The organism is Mesorhizobium sp. WSM4822, assembly GCF_055811155.1.
Window position 1 is genome coordinate 296,832 of the sequence record NZ_JBVVQM010000008.1, and the last position, 16,514, is coordinate 313,345.

The window sequence follows — 16,514 nt, forward strand, 5'->3', positions numbered from 1 at the left end:
TGACGAGTGTTAGCCAAACGCTCGAATTGAATACGCCGGAAACCTGCGAGGTGGCCGGCGTTGCCCTCGGGATGGTCGAGCGGGTCAGCCACCCGAGGGCGTTACCCAACCCCCACATAAGGTTCCCCAGTCGCGCCCAAAATAGGATGCGGGCGGGCGAAGCCCGCGTTTCGCCTGTTTTTGAGATTCTGAAAAACTCGTTTTCCTATCCATTTGCCCAGCCGTTCCTGTCAGTCCGGTTGGTGCAAAGAGCCGGCCCGTTCTCCTTCAATCAACAGCGGCGGGTCGGCTCATCCAATTTCCCAGATGGCGCGGTCACGGTCCTTTCAACGTTGCCCGCGTCTGGCGGCCGGGGCGGGTGTTCGCTGTCCTGGCCGCATCGATCACAGGAAGCACTGATATGATCCCCTCAACGTTCACCCCAGTGTGGCGAGCCGCAATCGAGCGCGGCGACGCCTCGGGCTTCACCAGTTCGGAAGATGCCGTCGCGTTCTTCGATGCGACATCGAATGCCGGATGTTTCTTCAGCCTCTCGATGGATCAACGGGGAACGGGTGGCGACCTTCGCAGTCATCCCGACCTGGCGAACCTGTTCACGGCCAGTGCATCGGCCCGACATGCCCGAGGGCGTGAGGCTGAGCGTAGCCAGGCAGCTGCCGTCGCACCGCGGTTCATCCTCGGGCGCACCAGCCCTGATCGCATACCGACATTGCCTGAGCTGAAGCCAGAGCTCGACGCGATCGACACTGAGCTCGCCAAGGTCAGCAGCGCAAGGCCCGGCAAGCGCTCACAGGCAGAGATCGACGCGATGTGGACGAAGGCCACCGAGAAGGTGAACCGGGAACTCGGTTTCAATCGTCCCGCTAGAGAGATCTATGGCCGCCGCAATGCGAGGGCCTGACTCGATGGCCGACGCGACCAGATCAACGGGTCCTTGGAAACCGTCAAACAGGATGAGGGGCGGCTGAGCGCATGCCGCTTGCAGAGATAGGCCGCGCATTGGGGGCTTCCGCCGCCAAGACCACTGCAAAATTGATCGGAGGCGCATGATGGACGGCAACATTGAACTTCACGGACGGGCCGCGGCATTGGCGCGGGGTGAAGGCTTTGCCGAAGGCATGAAGCTCGGTGCAGCCGCAGAACGCGAACGCTTCAAGGCGATCGTCGGCGCCTGCAAGAGCGACGGCAAGCTCCTATTGGTGGCTCTCGATCTAGCGGTCGAGATCCCAGACATGACAGCGGTGCGCACGGTCGAAGTCGCTCGCCGTTTTGTCCAAGCTAATTCGCCAGCCCATCGCGACACGCTGCCGGATTCGTTGGCTTCGGCCAAAGCGCAGTTGCGCGTCTGAGATAGGAGATTTGACCCCATGGCCGCAACGATCAAACAGCGAATTGCCCTCGACGGCGGGAAGGAAATCGAGGCCGAACTGAAGGCTCTCGGCCGAGTCGGCGAACAGGCGTTCAAAGCACTCCAGAAAGCAGCGAACGAGACCAAAGGGCTATCGCCCGGGTTTTTCAATTCGCTCAAGCAGGCCCAGGTCCAGCTTCAGAGCCTCAGCAAGCAGTTCAACGACGTCGGCACGAGCGTGCAGAAACTCGGCAAGACCTTTGCCACGCACCTGACCCTTCCCCTCGTCGGTGCTGGTGTGGGCATCCTGAAACAGGCGGCCGACTTCGAGAAGGCTGGCAACAGTTTCGCGGTCAATGCTGGAGTGGTGGGCTCGGCCTTCGAGGACGCTACCAAAAAAGCGCAGGAACTCGGCCAGGCATCTGTTTTCTCGTCCACGGAAGCGCTGCAGGGCATGACCGAGCTGGCGAAAGTCGGTCTGGACTTCAAGACGATCATGGGCGGTGCGGCCAAAGCAATGGTCGATCTCGCCGCTGCCAATGACACGCAATTGGCGCCGGCCGCGACTGCCATAGGCGACCTCATCAACCACTTTGGCCTGAAGGTCTCACAGCTTCCGGCGATCGTTAATTCCGTCACCGGAGCGACCATCGAGTCCAAGCTGTCCTTTGAGGGTTATGCTCTGGCTCTGGGCCAGGCCGGCGGCGCCGCTGGCGCCCTGGGTGTGAACTTCGAAGAATTCAATGCCGTGCTGGCGGCGACCGCGACCAGCTTCAGTTCAGGCTCGGACGCTGGCACATCATTCAAGACTTTCCTCACCAGACTGGTTCCGCAGTCGAAACAAGCCGCGGCGATGATGGAAAAGCTGGGGATCCGCTTCTTCGACGCCTCCGGCAAAATGAAATCCATGTCGGAGATCGCCCAGATCCTGCAGGACAAGCTTTCGAATCTCTCCCAGGAAGATCGAAACGACGCTGTCTCGACCATCTTTGGCACCGACGCCCTTCGTACTGCCTTGGCCCTGATGAAGCTTGGCGGCAAGGGCATCGACGAGATGATGGCGAAGTTGCTGGCGACAAATGCCGCCGAGATCGCCGCCACCAGGGTAAAGGGCCTTGCCGGCGAACTCAATCAGTTCAACAGCGCCGTGGAAAACCTGTCGATCGCCATCGGCAAGTCAGGTTTCCTTGACTTCGTCACTCAGCTTGTGAAGCAGGCCACAGACCTTACCAAGTCGATCGGCAACCTCGATCCGGCTGTGCTGCGACTTGGGACGGAGATCGGCGCCGTCGCGGCTGCCATCGGTCCTGTGCTTATAGCGCTCGGGTTGTTCGGTCGCGGCATCGGCTTCGTTTTCGGCGGCATTGGGCAGTTGATCGGAGCGATTGTTTTCTTGCGAAACGCCTTCCTGACGCTGACGCCGCTTGGCCGATTGATCCTGTTGATCGCCGCCGGCATCAAGGGCGCCGGGATTGTCCTCGACCTCATCAAAAACAAGCAATACGATTCGGCCGCGGCGGCCGATGCTCACCGCAAAGCGCTGGGCGAGCTCGACCAGGCGATCGCCAACGTAAAGGCAAACGTGCCGGGCGCACAGGAGGCCCTTAAGCGCCTTGCTCAGTCCCATCTCGACGCCGCTAAAGCTGCCATCGCGGACGCCGAGGCCCAAGCGAAGGGCGCGCGCGAAGCCTTCGAAGCGGCCAAGCTGAGCCAGGAGCAGAGCGCTCTCGGGCCAATGGAAAAACGCCTTGGCCTCGACGTCGACCCGGCGTTGGAACAGCTCATCATCCGAGAAAAGGCAGTCGCACAAGCCAAGCGCGAGCTTGAGGAAATCCAGGCCAAGATCGACGGCAAGGTCGTCTCGAACATCATCGATCTCCGCAACAACGCCGCTGCCACAGAAAGCAGCATCAAGGGCGTTGGCGCGGCGGTTAGCGAGACGGCCGCGCAAGTCGGCAACCTCGACCATCAGATCCACGTGTTTCGTGGCGGCGGAGCCGACGGCAAGCTGACTTCCGAAACCTTCAACGTCATCGACGGCGTTGCGCATCGTGCCGAGGAAGGCAAGAAGGCCCTCGACGATCTCAAGAGCAGCGTAGACAGCACCAGCGGCGCTGTTGGCGGCGTATCAGATGAAATCACCAACAGCATCGGCACCATCGCGCCGGCCGCACAGGAGGCAGCCAGCGGGTTCAACAGTTCGCTCGGCAGTCTAGACGCTGGCGCCGCACAGGCAGCGGCAGAGGCCATCGTGGCGCCGTTCACGACGCTGCCCGGCAAGTTCTCGGCCATCCTCAACGGCATTCGCGCGCTACTGCAAGGCGGCTTTACGGGCTTGCAGGGCATCGTTACCAGTCTCGCCAGCCAGATCGAGTCCTCAATTGCTCGTATCCTGGCATCGCTGCGGGCGGCAGCGGCGGCGGCGTCATCGTTGCGAGCACAGGCAGCCGGCTCCTCGTCAGCTTCGCAGTCTGGCGGCTCGCATGGCGGTTTTGCCGGTGGCGGCTTCGTACGTGGCGCCGGCGGGCCGAGAACAGATTCTATTTTGGCACGGCTGAGCAACGGCGAATTTGTCGTCCAGGCGCGCGCGGTGCAGCGGCTCGGCCTCGACTTCCTGCACGCCATCAACAACGGCTTTGTCCCGTCGTTGGACGGTCTGCGCGGCTTCTCGATCGGCGGCTTCGTCGATGGCTTCAACAGATCGATGCAGATCCCAAGGTTTGCCGGTGGCGGCTTTGTCGGCAACCTGGCGCCGGCTGGGTCGACTGGTAACACCCGAACGCCACTTGTCCTGCAACTGCCTGGCGGCGAGCGCATCGACGATCTCACGATCGGGGACATCGCGCTCAACCGGCTGCAGCAGTTTCTAATACAAGAGGCTTATACGAGCAACGGCAGGAGGCCCGGACGCAGATGACCTTTCCCCATCCCGAGCTTGGCGCGTTCGAAGGCGAAAACGGCAAGTGGTGCAACCACTACACCCAAGAGTTCATGAACCGGGTGACCATGCCCGAGATGGCGGCGCAAGGATGTGATGCGCACAAGGTTTTTGCGCATCTCATGGGGGCGCTCATCTGCGCCGTTGGCGACGCCGGCGGCCGGCATGAGCACGTCATTTCAGACGAGATGATTGACCTCTTCCGCGATGCGCTGCGTCGTGCCGAGCGAGGCGAGTTCACCCTGTCTTTCCCAACAGGTCCCCGCCGGCCGCGCCTGACGCCGTTGACCGGAGGCAAGAAAGGCGACTCAGATCCTGACGACGCGGCATGATGCCGTTCCTCGCCTTCACCTTGTCCGCTGGCTTCGTCCTGGCGTTGGCTTGGCCGTTTTAAATCGGCTTGTCGACCAGCGGTGTCTTTCGCTTCGGCGGCACGTAGGCGGTCACCAGCCTCACCGTGTCGGCTTTAACAGTAACGGGGACGCCGCCCAAGTTGATGGTGACAGTTCGGGCCTCCGCGTCAATGTGGGGTGACTTCGCCGGTTAGCTCGATCTTCTGCCCGCTGCTCACGTTTAGTGACGTGTCCACAATCGAATGCGGTTGGTGATATGACGGGATCAGCACGCTGACCCTGTCTTCCGTCACGCGCTTCCTTATCGTCGCGGTGATCGCGACCTCATCGCCAACTTTGAAATTACCCCGAGCCATGCTTGGGATTCTGGCGCGGCCAAACGCTTCGTCAAGGGGTTGCTAATATATGCGCGACAACGAACTCACCGAACGTCCCGGCAAGGGCTGGACTCCTTGGACAGAAGGCGCGGGGCGAGAGATGGCAGTCCCACGCTCCCCTTCAGGACGCTAGGTTTCACCCATTGGTCCTAATTCTCATCAGCCCTTTTATCTTCGTACCATCAGGCCCAAACATCGAATATGCCCAGCGGCAAACATCGTCCGGTAGTTGCGACGTTTCGGGACGGCCGCCGAACGGCACGACGTTCGACAGCATGGACTGTGCGCCTTCGTTTGCCGCAACTATGATTGAACTTGGAGTATCCGGAAGCCCGACGGAGACAGCTACCGCCATGGCAATATCGGGGTCGAGCTCATAGGCCGGGCACTTGGCCGAATACCAAAGAGCGTTATTGAAATCACCACGCCGCGTGTCAGCGTGCGACTGAATAACACTAGCCAGCAATGCGGCAATCGCTATTTGGCATCTCATCGCCGTGCTCTACGCCAGCCGGCCGCGCGCGCCTCTGCTTCGCTGCAGAACCACCGCTCGCCGAACTCGGGCCGGATGATCGTTCGCGAATAATATTTCTGGCCGGGCACGTGGAAGATATGTTCCCCCGTGTCGATACTGACGTTGCCCTTGATGTTGCATCCAGCGCCTGTGGACAAGAGAGAGGCGCTTGGAGATGCATCGAGCTGCATGAGGCTGGGAGCCGCGCCGATGATGTCGGGGTTCTGCGAGAGGAACACGGCCAAAGGCACAAAGATCAGCGCGAGCAGATACGCTGGTCGCAATATGCGGCGGCGTCGCTTCCTGGCGCTGCGCCAGCGGTCAGCCTGGTCGGCCCCGATATGCTGCTTCTGGAATTTGCCCACTGTCTCACTTCCCCGGCGGGGAAGATGCGGCCGTTCTAATAAATAGTCCAGAGAGCGTCGTGAGGCGCCTTAGAATACCGTCGTCATTTTAGAATGAAGTAGAGCGGAACGAGCAACGCGAATGCAGCGACACCCGTGAGAAACAGGTTTGTGGTCATGTCGTGTGGCCCCCCGGCCAATTTTCATCGGCCATACAGCCACGCAATTTAGCTCAAATGCAAGTGTGACCTCACTCCAGGCCAACCTCGATCTCTTGCGCATAAGCCGCGACTTATGCAATATCCCCGCGTTCTCACAGCGAGGCGCGGCATGCTGGCACGGACGGTCCACCCTTGCGATATCCACGCCATAGCCCGCATGTGCGGCGTCAAGCTCCACAATAGCGCTGACAACCGGTCGAGCGGCCGCAAGCCCGGCCATTGCTACTGCAAGCCGACGGTGCGCGCGATCGGGCGCCGGCATGGCGAGCAACACCTGGCCATGGTGCTGAAGCTGATCAACTCGACTGACAACGGCCATGACCTTCATGCTGCGACGCTGCAGGCGGTCTCAGCGGTGCTCCTGACTGGTGAGGTGGTGCTCAATGCTGCTCTGTTCCTGGCCATGGATGAAATAGACCTGGGCAAGCTCAGGACGGCCGCCAAGGCGCTGCCAGGCTCAACGGCTGATGTCATGGCCGGCGCACTGCTGGCGCTGCTCACAGGCCCTGCAATCGCGAGGCGCATCGCATGTTAGCCAGGACCCCTTTCACCGAAATTGAGATCGAAGGCGTCGGCACCTATCGTCTTCCGAACCAATGGCAAGGCCAGCGACTTAGGCGCCTTCGTGGTGAGGAACGTCACACCGCGGTCCTGGCCATCGGTTGCGGGATGACGGTGCACCAATTCAACAAGCTGCCAGCAGACAAGCAGCATGAGGTGCACAAGGCCTATCTGGCACTGATGTCGCCGAGCAATGTCGCGCCGCTGGCAGATCCTGAGCCGGCCGATACCCGAGCGATTCCCCGCGGGCACCTTTCCGACGAGCAGAAGCTGGCGATCGGCCGCTGGCTGTTCCACCACAAGGCATCATTGCCGCACGGTCATTTCGGGCCATGGGTCGAGAAGCAGGAAGGCCTTTCCCGTTCGATGGCGCTGCAATGCATGGCGATGGTCAAGGATCGTCAAGTGGGCGGCGAGGGATAATCCGTACAGCTTATTTGCCTGTTAGCGGAACCTGATATGCCAAGGCAGGTTGGGAAAGCGGCAGCGTCCCCCGCTGCCGGTCGAGGCCCCCAAGCCCCGGCCGGGTCCGCCCCTGCCCGCCAGTGGGGGCGGACCCACTGAAGCTCAATTTTTGGAGATTGAGGGAACCTGTCTGCGAAACCGAAGTTCGATCATAGCTTGGTTTACAGCCGAGCGGTCTCGAGGCAGGGGCCCGTCATTGCTGATCGGTGGCGGGCCTTCGCGTTGGTGCTAAAGGGCTTGGGTCCGACCAAAGCCCAATGCCGAAGCGCAAAGGTCTGACCCGTGAAACATTGGAGTTCTTTACACGTTTGATGCAGCCGACGATCAACAGTCCCCTCATCGTCGGTTGGTTGATTACCCGCCACGGCTCGCTTGGCGTGGCGGGTATTCATCACGGAGAGCGAATGCAGCCTGGTGAGATCATTGCAACCCGTTCGCAACAGGGTTTGCCGGCTTGGCGCCATCGTCAAGAATTAGGGCAACCTAATTTTCTGCCGCCCATGAACGATAATCAGCCGCCCAACAGGCTGGGACACGAGCCGCCGCAGGGATGGCAGAGCCCAGGGGTGCTTCTCGCAGCCGCCGCTCTGGTCTCATCCTTATGCGCCCTACTACTGGCATCTTGGATGTCAGGTTGAGCGCTCGGCGCGCCTACCTTCCAACGTTGGCTAAGCTTTAATGCTGGGCGCCGGCGGAATCCTCGTCGAACTCAATGTCAGCTTGTCGACGGTCTTGACAATGGCGGTGGCCAAAGCGGCGGCTTCATGCATGAGCTCCGGCCCATAAAGACCATTTACCGCTTCCTCGCTCGGAAGAACGCCAGGCGGACAATGATCCTCGATTGTTCGCCGGATCAGCGTTAGCGCCGCTCTGCACTCTTCTGTGTCTATCGTCGGCATGCACTGAAACATGCAGGATGGCTAAAATGTTCCGGAACCATTTTAGCGCGCGCTAATTGAATCGCACTATGCGAGTCAGCGCATGCCTCTGAAGTTCATCAAGCCCATGGAACCCGAGCTGGTCGACACGCCACCGCAAGGCGACGAATGGCTCCATGAAATCAAATTCGACGGGTATCGCACCCAAATTATCAAGGATGAAAACGGTATACGGCTGTTCACCAAGAATGGTTACGACTGGACCGGCCGCTACATCGAACTTGCCGGAGAGGCGGAGGCGATCGAGGCGGAAAGTTTCATCATCGATGGCGAGACAATCACGGTCAACGAGGCCGGCCTCTCCGACTTCCACGCCCTGCAATCAGCCGTTACCCGCCGTAAGCCGTCGCGCGACCTGTATTTGGTGGCGTTCGATCTCCTGCACCTGAACGGGCACGACCTGCGCAACATGCCGGTGGAAGACCGCCGCGAGATCCTGCAGGCATTGATACCAGCCGTCGGCCGCATTCAGGTCAGCAAAGCTATGCCCGGCACTGGCGATGCGGTTTATCACCTCGTCGACAGGGCAGGGCTGGAGGGCATGGTCTCGAAGCGCAAGGACAGCGTCTACCGCAGCGGGCCGACGATGAACTGGCGCAAGATCAAGTGCTATGCCGAAAAGGAAATGGACATCATTGGCGTGCAGCGCGAGGCGGGAAAGCCCGCGATGGTGCTGATGGCCGACAAAGGTCGCTATGCCGGCGGCGCTTTCGTTGCCTTTAAAGCCGACAAGCGCCAGCGCCTGTGGGATCGCGTGCAAGGGAAAGTCGGCGGACCAGTGCCCATCGGTCTAAAGAAAGAAAAGGCCGAATGGCTTAAGCCCGGTCTTGTCGGTCGCGTGCGGTTCCTGAAGGGCGAGGAGAGGCTCCGCCATGCCAAGCTGCTCGATTTCCGGGATAAGCAATAGACAGCGCTTGCCAGCCCAAAGCAGATGAGGAATATAATCCTCCCGTTGCGGCGATCACCCTCTAACGGAGTTCGCTACCATGGCTAGGTCAAAACCCTCAAAGCAGTTATCGCAGGCTGAAATCGAGCGCTTTCTCGTGGCGGCAGAAGCGCTGCACCTGAGCATCATCAAGCCTTTCATATCGCCGCATTGCGACCACTACAGGCAGACGCGCGTCCTGCATGAGGTGCTGTTAAAGGCGGTGCGGGAAGTCACCGGGAAGGAAGTTGAGTTCATCCGGTGGAACACTACTGGGCCAGTTCGATCGCCTACGGCTGAATAGCGCCCACTTCCGTACGACCATTCCAGCAGATCGGCGTCAACGCCGCTTCGTCTCATTGTGTGACTTTCCGTCCCAACCGGCATACCATGTCTGGCTGCCGCGAAAGGACGAGCGAATATGGCCTTTACTGTCATCTGGTATGGACGACAGGGCATCGTCGACAAGGAAATGTTCGACGCCGAGAAAACGGCAAAGGATCATGCAATCTCCATGTTTCAGACCCGGAAGGGCGACGATGGAATCGTGTCCGTTGAAATTCGCAAGGATAACGGCACTGTCGTTTTTAGCCATGCGGAGAACTAGACAAAAGGAGCAGGCTTATGTCGATCAGCGATGAACTGCAGGAGCTTTGGGACATCTACGTGGCGGCATACCGCGCCGGGGATGCTGCCGGTTGCGCGTCCATATTTACCGATAACGCGGAAATGCATTCTCCGTATGCCCCCCCAGCTCGCGGCCGAGCGGCGATAGAGGCGCTGCACGGTGTCTGGACCCAACACGCCACCCCCGACAAGACACTTGCAGTGATCGAGGCAGGAGGCTCCGGAGATCTGGCATGGTCTCTCGCGGCCTACTCGGAAGGGGAGGCGACCGGAAACGGAACTTCGCTTAGCGTCTTTGAGCACCAGGCTGGCGGAGGTTGGTTGATCCGCATGTGCAGCTTGAACAGCAGCGACCAGGCAGAATGACCGACAAGCCTGCCACAACCTACATCGTCTCAGTTTTCGACAAAGCCGCATTGGCGCACGATCCTGAGCACCAAGGACAGGGCTGAAGCGAGCCAGATCACGCCGAAGGCTAAGAAGTGCTGAGGGCCTGATAGGCTGCGTAGCCTGCATCCGTGAGGATCAGCGACCCGACGCTGTCAGGATACTTATGGTGGGGCTTCGTTTCCAAGTAGCCGCGCGCTTGCAGGCGCTCCTCGGTATCTGAACCACAGTTCTTAATCTGTGCGGTGTCAACCGGCACATTTGGACCATGCGCCGCCAATTGTTGAAGCGCCTGCTTCTCTCGCTTTTGAAGCGGTGTGCCGGGAATTGAAGCCTTCCATTTTTCTTCGGCGACCTTCTGTAACTGCCTCATCTCGGATTCGCCCATCGTTCGAGGATCGAAGCCGAGCTTGTCGTACCAGTCTTGAATCGGATCACCCTTGCGGCCTGACCCGATCGGATAGCCGCCTGGCCCGGTTGCTTCGTTGTCTTGGCGACGATGATAGTCGTCCCACCCCTCCAGTTCGTCGTCCAGTTCATTGGGGACTGTTGCCCTAGTGGGCTTCGCCGCTTGTGCCTCTGGTACCAGCCGAACCACCATGCCGTTGACTATGATCTCGGCGACACAGCCTGCTTTCGCAGCGCCTTTGCAGATCGCCGTTATTTGCCTGGCAGAGAGGGCGAGGGATCGGGTCATAACCTGGGCTCTACACCTATCGGCATTGTGGCCGGCTCAATCCCAGGCTTCTGGCGATTCCAAACCGCTTCTTCTCCCTCTCCCTCAATTGCCGAGTCGCTCGTAGGCCTCATGCTGATTTTTGTAGCAAAATTCCACCATGGTCCAATCCGAACCGGTAGCGGTTTTCCAGTCCTCTAAGCATTTGACCAGCATACCCTTCTCCTCGCCATTCTGGCCGCTGTTGTTGATCTGGACGAGATGATTGTAGGACTTCACCTGATTGTTGATGCAGAATTCCTGCATTGAGTAATCGCCCGGCCAATCCGCTGTGCAAGCCGCCTTGATGCCAACCATAGTGTCGGCATCAGCAGAAGCGATAGATGTCGTGGCAATGACGGTGGCAACGGCAACAAAAATACGCATAGCCCCTCCCTCGGATCCCCAAGGAACAGCATCGCGCCAGTCGAACGCCAATGCAAGCCGGCTCCGCTCCCACCACCTCGCTGGCGGGCTTACCTGTGGCGCGTTAAAGTAGCCCTTTACCGGTGGGGGAATTCAGATGACACGTGCACTGTCGGATATGCTCGCCACGCTCAATGCCGTGGCAGCCTTCATAATTACCCTGGGAGGCGGCGCCCTCGGATGGGAGAGATACCATCAGCAGAGCGTCGGCAATGCGACCATGGGTGTGATATTCGGCCTGCTTATCGGTTTCGCCGCGGCGGCGATCTTCTGCGGCACACTGGCGACGCTGATCCTGATCGAAAACCATCTTCGCCATCTGGTGGCAGAGGCCGCCGAACAGCGGCGCATCCGCAAGCCTTGAACCAACGCAAGCCGGCTCCCTTTCGGGAGTGCTTGACGAAATCGGCAAATCAGCGGCTTATCGTCCGTGGGCTTCAGAACCCGGACCGTGATATCTCCGAATTGACCCTTGGCGGGGTCGCGCCTCCTCGACAGGAGGCTTCGGATGAATGTTTGACGAGCTTGTCAAACAATGGACGCGCTTGGCGGCGCGGCTCCAGACCCGACCTTTATGGCCGGGGGGCGCCGTTCTGTCCAGAGCCTTCGGGCTTAAAAGCGTCGCGCCAGTCTCACGGCTGGTTCTGAACCCCCGGCTTCGGCCCGTCGCCGATGATGGCATAATGTGTCCTGGGACACACATTGCCGCCGGCCTTCAGAAGCCGGTTCTGACCGTGGGGACTATCAATGAACACGAAGGCAACAACGATCGACCGGCGGCGCCTGCTGCTGGGCACAGGGGCAACTGCGGCTGGCCTGGGAGCGCTGTCCGTGCTTCCCGCCAGCAAAACCGGTGCCGCGCCGGAACCGGTATCCCTCACACCGGACGAGCGGATCACCGCCGCTATCGAGGAGATCAAGGCGGCATTCTGGGAGAAGTGGCCCGATGCACCGCTTCGAATTATCGACATGGACAACGTCAAGGACGGGATGGTCATCATCCTTTCTCATGTCGCGGGCGATAAACCCGGTGACGTTTCTTATGAACGGAAAGGACTGGCAAGGCTCTCGAAAGGCGTTGCATCATGAGCGCCCCGGAACATCTCAGCGATGGGCCTGTGGTCATCGCCAACGTCGGTGCCGTGATAAATACCGCGTCTGACATCATCCACGAGATCAATCGGGCCGACGTGTCGCCGCAGACGTGGGCGATTTTGAGAAGGGCGCAAGCGCTTCTCAGCGTTGTCTGCATGGTCTGCGATGCCAGCGTCGAGGGGATCGAGAACGGGCCTGATTATCAGATGAAGGCGGAGGCGCTGTCATGAACGCCCACACGCCCATTCTGAGGCCCTACGGCTGCCCGCAAGGTGTCGACCCTCGCACATGGCGGCAATCGGTCGAGACGCGCCTGAACGAGCTCCTGGACCGCGCCATGGCCCTGATCACCGCGCTCGACCTGATGGAGGTGGATTGCGACCTCGAGGACACGGCCGATGATGAGCCATCGCTGCTCTGCCTTGACGATCTGGAGCAGGACAACTGCGACGACGAGGATGGCGGCGATCGGGAATGCTACTGTGCCGATGACTACGGCGAAGTCATTATGTGGCCGGATGATCTCGAATCGCAGGAAGTGCTTGTGAGGTCAGGGCTATGACCGCGCAGGCTAAACCCTTCCAAGTTGGAAGAGTTTCCGCGGCGGTAGAGCCGAGCAACGACATGATCGTCCTGCCGTTCCACGCTTACCAACGGTACCACTACGGCATGATTGCGGTCCGCACCGACGATGACTTCATGCTCGTCTCGCCGTCGTGCTACGACCCCAAGCACTACCCGCCGGGCTCTTGCATTCAATAGGTTTGACGCCCCGACTGGCCCGCTGCCTCACGGCGGCGGGCCTTTCTATTCTTTGTGTTGAACGATGTAGCTATTGCTGATGGCTTTGCTCCCAACACCGCGCGTGACAACAACGGTGGTGTACCCGGCGGGCAGTGAACCGGTGACAGTCTCGTCGACAGGATGGCATCGTCCGACGATTTCACCGTTTGGCGCAACTGCGAGCCTGTCTTTCATAGATGCCCGACACGCGTCGAACGACGCATATGTGGTCGGCGCGGCCTCAATGGGCTTGCAGACGGCAGCCTGGCCTGGGCTGCAAGAGAGTAAAAGCAATACTGCTGCGGTTGCCGGGTCCATTGTCGAAGCTCCCATGAGACGAGCCTCAACGCGGATCGACTTCCTTTGTTGCACAGGCGCCCGGCAGCGGGCCTGCCGAGAGGTGGCGGGCTTTTTCGGTGGATCACGTCTCTGTTACCCCAAACGTTACCCAGACTACGGCAGGCGCCCGATTGACGCTGCGGTAATTCTACCTAACTGGTTGATTTTGCTGGTGCCCCCGGACGGAATCGAACCGCCGACCTTCGGTTTACAAAACCGCTGCTCTACCAGCTGAGCTACAAGGGCACGGCGCTCCGGTTAGCATATTTGTTGCGCCAGTAAAGACAAAACTCCGTTTTTCCCCGGCATGCCACATGGCCCGTCGACTAGGGCATCCTGAAAAGCGCTAGATCGCTTCCTACATCTAGGGGAGGTGCAATCGCTTTGCGCAGGGGTGTGGCATGATCAGATTAGTCATCATTCTCCCGATCATCTTCGTGGCCTGGATGCTGCTGGTGAAGATCATCAGCGATGTGAAGAAGGCCAATGTCGACTGGACCGGCGTCACCACCATAATCGGCTTCATCGCGCTGGCGTTCTGGCTGCGCCATGTCACGGGGATGGGGTGAGAGAGAGCGAATAGTGAGTAGCGAATAGCGAATAGGCAACGGCAACGTAGCGATTGGTAAGTGGCGTTCCTGCCTTTTCCTACTCGCTATTCGCTATTCACTATTCGCTCGGGCCAAAGGCCCCACAAAAAATCTCTTCGACCTATCGAACCTTTTGCCGCGCCGCGCCGACTGATGGTTAGAGGCGAATGGGTCGCCTCGATCAAAAGATCCAGGAGATCATCATGTTCAAGCGCACTCTTACCTCAGGCCTCGTCGCCATCTTCGTCGCCACCGGCGCGCTCGCCGGCACTGTCGGCACGTCGTCAGCCCACGGCATGCACGGCCATCATCACCACCACAACCACAAACATCACAAGAAGCACTTCAAGAAGTTCTGGTGGAAGCACTACAACCACCACCACAACCATCACCACAGGCACGGCAGGGTGATCATTTTCCTTTGATGGAGGGACCCAATTCCCCAAAAGGGCGGCTTTCGGCCGCCCTTTTTGCGTTCGGCGATCACTTTGTGAAGTGGGGGCGGCAAAGCTGCCGATCTCCCCCCTTGCGGACCCTTTGCGGGGAGATGTCCGGCAGGACAGAGGGGGTGTGACAGATCACCGGCTTCCCCATGAACTTTCTCTATTTTGTCCGTGCGGTTGCCTCGCCCTGATTGGTTGACAAGCTGGCGGGACAGCACCCCCTCTGCCCTGCCGGGCATCTCCCCGCAAGGGGACCGCAAGGGGGGAGATCAGCCGCATCAACGTCTTCGCCAAGCTCTCGCAAGGTCGCCGTCAGCATGGCCTCGATCCATCCGATTTCCCGGATCCCAGAAGATCGACAAAAGATTCGAACCTTTTTCCTGGCTGCAACGACAGATGATCAAGAGGCGGATGGATCGCCTCGGTCAACGAAGCAAGGAGATCGTCATGTTCAAGAACACACTCGTTTCCGGCCTTATCGCCACCGCCGTCGCCGCCGCCACGCTGGCCGGCACCGTGCAGCCTTCGGCCGCTCACAGCCATCACCACAATCACGGTCTCGGTATCGGCATTGCCGCCGGCGTCGGCGGCTTTGTCCTCGGCAGCCTGCTCGCCCAGCCGCGCACCGTCTATGTCGACGAAGGCGGCGGCTCGTGGCATGTCCGCCGCTGCTACGATCGTTACGCCAGCTACGACGCGGACTCCGATACCTATCTCGGCCGCGACGGATACCGCCACTACTGCCGTCTTTAGAGGGGAGGACCGTTTCAGCAACAGAGGGGCCCATGCGAGCCCCTCTTCTGCTGTCTGGATGGTAGCGGTGCGTGCTCCACCGGCCGATACAGCGCAGAAAGGATTGGCCTGGGCGGCAGACCGGGCGGTGTACAGAGATTTGCCGAGCGTCTATTCTGACCGCGAAACGCGGGGAGAGACCTTTGGACGAGCAGGACCCCAGAGAAGACCTGGTCGAAACGGTTTTCCGCAACGGCACCGTCACCGCCGTCGGCATCCTGCTGGCGTTTTCGCTGGGCTTCATCACGCATTGGGCCGCCAACCCGATCCCGTGGCAGACCTACCATCTTGTCGCCGTCCTGCCGATCCTGGCCGGCATTGCCTTGCAGATGCGGGCGCTCTCGCTGCTGCTCGACACGAAATGCCTGCAGCGGCGCATCTATGAACGTGCCAACCGCATCTTCATGGCCGGCCTGATATTCACCGCCTGCGGCGTCGGCATGGCCATCCTTCTCGATTTCTTTGATATCGCGACCAGGAGCGCGCTGCCCGGGACGGGCTGATCAGCTGGCTCGCACGCCGCCGATCATCCTGGTCACCTCGGCGGCGGCATCGCGCACCAGCGGGCCGATCTCGGCCAACCGCTCCGGCGTCACCCGCACCGTTGGTCCCGACACCGAAACGCCGCCGATCGGCTCGCCGAATTCGTTGAAGATGGCGGCTGCCACGCAGCGCATGCCGGGGTGCCGCTCCTCGTCGTCGACCGACCAGCCGCGCAGCTTGATCCGCGCCAGATCGTGGGCAAGCGCCGAAATGTCTGAAAGTGTCCTGTCGGTGAAGCGCTGCAGGCCTGCCTTGCGCAGGATGGTTCCGACGCGCTCCGGCTCGAGATGGGCCAGCACCGCCTTGCCGATGCCGGACGCATGGAAGGGACTGCGTGTGCCCGGACGGAAGAAGGCGCGGATCGCCTGATGCGTCTCGACCTGGCTGACGAAGACCACGCAATCGTCCTCGGCGACGCCGAGATTGGCGGTCTCGCCGGTTCTTTCCATCAGCTCTTGCATGACGACACGCGCGCGGTCGACCAGCTTGCGGCGGCGCAGGAAGGCCGCGCCCATGCGGTAGGTCTCGACGCCGATCGACCACAGTTGGTCTGATGTGTCGAATTCGACCATGCCGTGGTTTTGCAGCGTCGTCAGCATGCGGTAGGCGGTGGAGGCGGCAAGGCCGCTTTGTGCCGATATCTCGCTCAGCGACAGGCCGCTGCCTTCCGCGACAATGGCCAGGATGCGCAGTGCCCTGTCGAGCGACTGCACCGAACTGGCCTCCGAGGGCCCGTTGAAAGCGCGCGGCCCGCCCCGCGGGCGGGTTTTGGGGGGTTTCCTGACGCCCA

Annotated in this window: 25 protein-coding genes and 1 tRNA gene; 20 read left to right on the plus strand and 6 right to left on the minus strand. The window is 60.4% G+C overall.

All coding sequences use genetic code 11. The annotated features are described in order from the left end of the window. Window positions 1–358 precede the first annotated feature (358 nt). From AC0L3E_RS20420 to AC0L3E_RS20435, 4 genes are all read left to right on the plus strand, one after another. Complete coding sequence (locus AC0L3E_RS20420) at window positions 359–901, plus strand: hypothetical protein (protein ID WP_473605477.1); 543 nt, start codon at window positions 359–361, stop codon at window positions 899–901. A 148-nt stretch (window positions 902–1,049) separates the two neighbouring features. Next, complete coding sequence (locus AC0L3E_RS20425) at window positions 1,050–1,349, plus strand: hypothetical protein (RefSeq protein ID WP_473605478.1); 300 nt, start codon at window positions 1,050–1,052, stop codon at window positions 1,347–1,349. 18 nt (window positions 1,350–1,367) lie between these two features. Beyond that, window positions 1,368–4,265: a phage tail tape measure protein gene (locus AC0L3E_RS20430; protein ID WP_473605479.1), complete on the plus strand. Its 2,898-nt coding sequence runs from the start codon at window positions 1,368–1,370 to the stop codon at window positions 4,263–4,265. Then, window positions 4,262–4,618 (plus strand): hypothetical protein, encoded by a 357-nt coding sequence (locus tag AC0L3E_RS20435; RefSeq protein WP_473605480.1) that lies wholly within the window; start codon window positions 4,262–4,264, stop codon window positions 4,616–4,618. The genes AC0L3E_RS20430 and AC0L3E_RS20435 overlap by 4 nt, the downstream gene beginning before the upstream one ends. An 887-nt stretch (window positions 4,619–5,505) precedes the next feature. Here AC0L3E_RS20435 and AC0L3E_RS20440 read toward each other — a convergent pair. Further along, window positions 5,506–5,895 (minus strand): sunset domain-containing protein, encoded by a 390-nt coding sequence (locus AC0L3E_RS20440; RefSeq protein WP_473605481.1) that lies wholly within the window; start codon window positions 5,893–5,895, stop codon window positions 5,506–5,508. Window positions 5,896–6,204: 309 nt separating this feature from the next. Here AC0L3E_RS20440 and AC0L3E_RS20445 point away from each other — a divergent pair, with 309 nt between their 5' ends. From AC0L3E_RS20445 to AC0L3E_RS20475, 7 genes are all read left to right on the plus strand, one after another. Continuing rightward, window positions 6,205–6,630 (plus strand): hypothetical protein, encoded by a 426-nt coding sequence (locus AC0L3E_RS20445; protein WP_024503198.1) that lies wholly within the window; start codon window positions 6,205–6,207, stop codon window positions 6,628–6,630. After that, the gene (locus tag AC0L3E_RS20450) at window positions 6,624–7,079 is read left to right on the plus strand and encodes a hypothetical protein (RefSeq protein ID WP_473605482.1); all 456 of its coding nucleotides are present in this window, start codon (window positions 6,624–6,626) and stop codon (window positions 7,077–7,079) included. The genes AC0L3E_RS20445 and AC0L3E_RS20450 overlap by 7 nt, the downstream gene beginning before the upstream one ends. A gap of 299 nt (window positions 7,080–7,378) precedes the next feature. Beyond that, window positions 7,379–7,759 (plus strand): hypothetical protein, encoded by a 381-nt coding sequence (locus AC0L3E_RS20455; protein ID WP_473605483.1) that lies wholly within the window; start codon window positions 7,379–7,381, stop codon window positions 7,757–7,759. 343 nt (window positions 7,760–8,102) lie between these two features. Beyond that, on the plus strand, window positions 8,103–8,966 hold the full coding sequence (locus tag AC0L3E_RS20460) for an ATP-dependent DNA ligase (RefSeq protein WP_473605484.1): 864 nt from the start codon (window positions 8,103–8,105) through the stop codon (window positions 8,964–8,966). Window positions 8,967–9,045: 79 nt separating this feature from the next. After that, window positions 9,046–9,288, plus strand: a complete 243-nt coding sequence (locus AC0L3E_RS20465; protein WP_027036490.1) for a hypothetical protein — start codon at window positions 9,046–9,048, stop codon at window positions 9,286–9,288. A 117-nt stretch (window positions 9,289–9,405) separates the two neighbouring features. Next, complete coding sequence (locus AC0L3E_RS20470; RefSeq protein ID WP_027036489.1) at window positions 9,406–9,591, plus strand: hypothetical protein; 186 nt, start codon at window positions 9,406–9,408, stop codon at window positions 9,589–9,591. Between the two features lie 17 nt (window positions 9,592–9,608). Beyond that, window positions 9,609–9,977, plus strand: coding sequence for a YybH family protein (locus AC0L3E_RS20475; protein WP_473605485.1), 369 nt, complete (start codon window positions 9,609–9,611; stop codon window positions 9,975–9,977). 109 nt (window positions 9,978–10,086) lie between these two features. Here AC0L3E_RS20475 and AC0L3E_RS20480 read toward each other — a convergent pair whose 3' ends face one another. Continuing rightward, window positions 10,087–10,695: a hypothetical protein gene (locus AC0L3E_RS20480; protein WP_473605486.1), complete on the minus strand. Its 609-nt coding sequence runs from the start codon at window positions 10,693–10,695 to the stop codon at window positions 10,087–10,089. 84 nt (window positions 10,696–10,779) lie between these two features. After that, window positions 10,780–11,100: a hypothetical protein gene (locus AC0L3E_RS20485; protein WP_473605487.1), complete on the minus strand. Its 321-nt coding sequence runs from the start codon at window positions 11,098–11,100 to the stop codon at window positions 10,780–10,782. Window positions 11,101–11,236: 136 nt separating this feature from the next. Between AC0L3E_RS20485 and AC0L3E_RS20490 the strand changes: the two genes are divergently transcribed. The 5 genes from AC0L3E_RS20490 (at window position 11,237) to AC0L3E_RS20510 (ending at window position 12,996) form a co-directional block, all read left to right on the plus strand. After that, entirely contained in the window at window positions 11,237–11,503 is a 267-nt protein-coding gene (locus tag AC0L3E_RS20490; protein WP_473605489.1) for a hypothetical protein, read from the plus strand. Window positions 11,504–11,886: 383 nt separating this feature from the next. Then, window positions 11,887–12,228: a hypothetical protein gene (locus AC0L3E_RS20495; RefSeq protein ID WP_473605490.1), complete on the plus strand. Its 342-nt coding sequence runs from the start codon at window positions 11,887–11,889 to the stop codon at window positions 12,226–12,228. After that, window positions 12,225–12,464: a hypothetical protein gene (locus AC0L3E_RS20500; RefSeq protein ID WP_473605491.1), complete on the plus strand. Its 240-nt coding sequence runs from the start codon at window positions 12,225–12,227 to the stop codon at window positions 12,462–12,464. Before AC0L3E_RS20495 ends, AC0L3E_RS20500 begins: the two co-directional genes overlap by 4 nt. After that, window positions 12,461–12,796, plus strand: coding sequence for a hypothetical protein (locus tag AC0L3E_RS20505; protein ID WP_473605492.1), 336 nt, complete (start codon window positions 12,461–12,463; stop codon window positions 12,794–12,796). The genes AC0L3E_RS20500 and AC0L3E_RS20505 overlap by 4 nt, the downstream gene beginning before the upstream one ends. Then, complete coding sequence (locus AC0L3E_RS20510; RefSeq protein WP_473605493.1) at window positions 12,793–12,996, plus strand: hypothetical protein; 204 nt, start codon at window positions 12,793–12,795, stop codon at window positions 12,994–12,996. Before AC0L3E_RS20505 ends, AC0L3E_RS20510 begins: the two co-directional genes overlap by 4 nt. A gap of 45 nt (window positions 12,997–13,041) precedes the next feature. Here AC0L3E_RS20510 and AC0L3E_RS20515 read toward each other — a convergent pair whose 3' ends face one another. Together AC0L3E_RS20515 and AC0L3E_RS20520 are read right to left on the minus strand one after the other, a co-directional pair. Beyond that, window positions 13,042–13,335 (minus strand): hypothetical protein, encoded by a 294-nt coding sequence (locus AC0L3E_RS20515; RefSeq protein ID WP_473605494.1) that lies wholly within the window; start codon window positions 13,333–13,335, stop codon window positions 13,042–13,044. 191 nt (window positions 13,336–13,526) lie between these two features. Then, window positions 13,527–13,602 (minus strand) — tRNA-Thr (locus AC0L3E_RS20520). A 155-nt stretch (window positions 13,603–13,757) separates the two neighbouring features. Between AC0L3E_RS20520 and AC0L3E_RS20525 the strand changes: the two genes are divergently transcribed. The 4 genes from AC0L3E_RS20525 to AC0L3E_RS20540 all read left to right on the plus strand — a co-directional run bounded on the left by AC0L3E_RS20525 (window position 13,758) and on the right by AC0L3E_RS20540 (window position 15,684). Further along, the gene (locus AC0L3E_RS20525; RefSeq protein ID WP_127268088.1) at window positions 13,758–13,925 is read left to right on the plus strand and encodes a hypothetical protein; all 168 of its coding nucleotides are present in this window, start codon (window positions 13,758–13,760) and stop codon (window positions 13,923–13,925) included. 224 nt (window positions 13,926–14,149) lie between these two features. Further along, window positions 14,150–14,371, plus strand: a complete 222-nt coding sequence (locus AC0L3E_RS20530) for a hypothetical protein (protein WP_127330740.1) — start codon at window positions 14,150–14,152, stop codon at window positions 14,369–14,371. A gap of 465 nt (window positions 14,372–14,836) precedes the next feature. After that, window positions 14,837–15,142: a BA14K family protein gene (locus tag AC0L3E_RS20535; RefSeq protein ID WP_127268086.1), complete on the plus strand. Its 306-nt coding sequence runs from the start codon at window positions 14,837–14,839 to the stop codon at window positions 15,140–15,142. 182 nt (window positions 15,143–15,324) lie between these two features. After that, complete coding sequence (locus AC0L3E_RS20540; RefSeq protein ID WP_127268085.1) at window positions 15,325–15,684, plus strand: hypothetical protein; 360 nt, start codon at window positions 15,325–15,327, stop codon at window positions 15,682–15,684. Here AC0L3E_RS20540 and bhcR read toward each other — a convergent pair. Beyond that, on the minus strand, window positions 15,685–16,514 hold an 830-nt coding region (bhcR, locus tag AC0L3E_RS20545), incomplete at its 5' end, for an HTH-type transcriptional regulator BhcR (RefSeq protein WP_473605495.1).

Coding starts and splice junctions, on each gene's coding strand:
- AC0L3E_RS20425 (WP_473605478.1), top strand. CDS start 1,050: ATGGACGGCAACATTGAACTTCACGGACGGGCCGCGGCATTGGCGCGG.
- AC0L3E_RS20430 (WP_473605479.1), top strand. CDS start 1,368: ATGGCCGCAACGATCAAACAGCGAATTGCCCTCGACGGCGGGAAGGAA.
- AC0L3E_RS20435 (WP_473605480.1), top strand. CDS start 4,262: ATGACCTTTCCCCATCCCGAGCTTGGCGCGTTCGAAGGCGAAAACGGC.
- AC0L3E_RS20445 (WP_024503198.1), top strand. CDS start 6,205: ATGCTGGCACGGACGGTCCACCCTTGCGATATCCACGCCATAGCCCGC.
- AC0L3E_RS20450 (WP_473605482.1), top strand. CDS start 6,624: ATGTTAGCCAGGACCCCTTTCACCGAAATTGAGATCGAAGGCGTCGGC.
- AC0L3E_RS20455 (WP_473605483.1), top strand. CDS start 7,379: ATGCCGAAGCGCAAAGGTCTGACCCGTGAAACATTGGAGTTCTTTACA.
- AC0L3E_RS20460 (WP_473605484.1), top strand. CDS start 8,103: ATGCCTCTGAAGTTCATCAAGCCCATGGAACCCGAGCTGGTCGACACG.
- AC0L3E_RS20465 (WP_027036490.1), top strand. CDS start 9,046: ATGGCTAGGTCAAAACCCTCAAAGCAGTTATCGCAGGCTGAAATCGAG.
- AC0L3E_RS20470 (WP_027036489.1), top strand. CDS start 9,406: ATGGCCTTTACTGTCATCTGGTATGGACGACAGGGCATCGTCGACAAG.
- AC0L3E_RS20475 (WP_473605485.1), top strand. CDS start 9,609: ATGTCGATCAGCGATGAACTGCAGGAGCTTTGGGACATCTACGTGGCG.
- AC0L3E_RS20480 (WP_473605486.1), bottom strand. CDS start 10,695: ATGACCCGATCCCTCGCCCTCTCTGCCAGGCAAATAACGGCGATCTGC.
- AC0L3E_RS20485 (WP_473605487.1), bottom strand. CDS start 11,100: ATGCGTATTTTTGTTGCCGTTGCCACCGTCATTGCCACGACATCTATC.
- AC0L3E_RS20490 (WP_473605489.1), top strand. CDS start 11,237: ATGACACGTGCACTGTCGGATATGCTCGCCACGCTCAATGCCGTGGCA.
- AC0L3E_RS20495 (WP_473605490.1), top strand. CDS start 11,887: ATGAACACGAAGGCAACAACGATCGACCGGCGGCGCCTGCTGCTGGGC.
- AC0L3E_RS20500 (WP_473605491.1), top strand. CDS start 12,225: ATGAGCGCCCCGGAACATCTCAGCGATGGGCCTGTGGTCATCGCCAAC.
- AC0L3E_RS20505 (WP_473605492.1), top strand. CDS start 12,461: ATGAACGCCCACACGCCCATTCTGAGGCCCTACGGCTGCCCGCAAGGT.
- AC0L3E_RS20510 (WP_473605493.1), top strand. CDS start 12,793: ATGACCGCGCAGGCTAAACCCTTCCAAGTTGGAAGAGTTTCCGCGGCG.
- AC0L3E_RS20515 (WP_473605494.1), bottom strand. CDS start 13,335: ATGGACCCGGCAACCGCAGCAGTATTGCTTTTACTCTCTTGCAGCCCA.
- AC0L3E_RS20525 (WP_127268088.1), top strand. CDS start 13,758: ATGATCAGATTAGTCATCATTCTCCCGATCATCTTCGTGGCCTGGATG.
- AC0L3E_RS20530 (WP_127330740.1), top strand. CDS start 14,150: ATGTTCAAGCGCACTCTTACCTCAGGCCTCGTCGCCATCTTCGTCGCC.
- AC0L3E_RS20535 (WP_127268086.1), top strand. CDS start 14,837: ATGTTCAAGAACACACTCGTTTCCGGCCTTATCGCCACCGCCGTCGCC.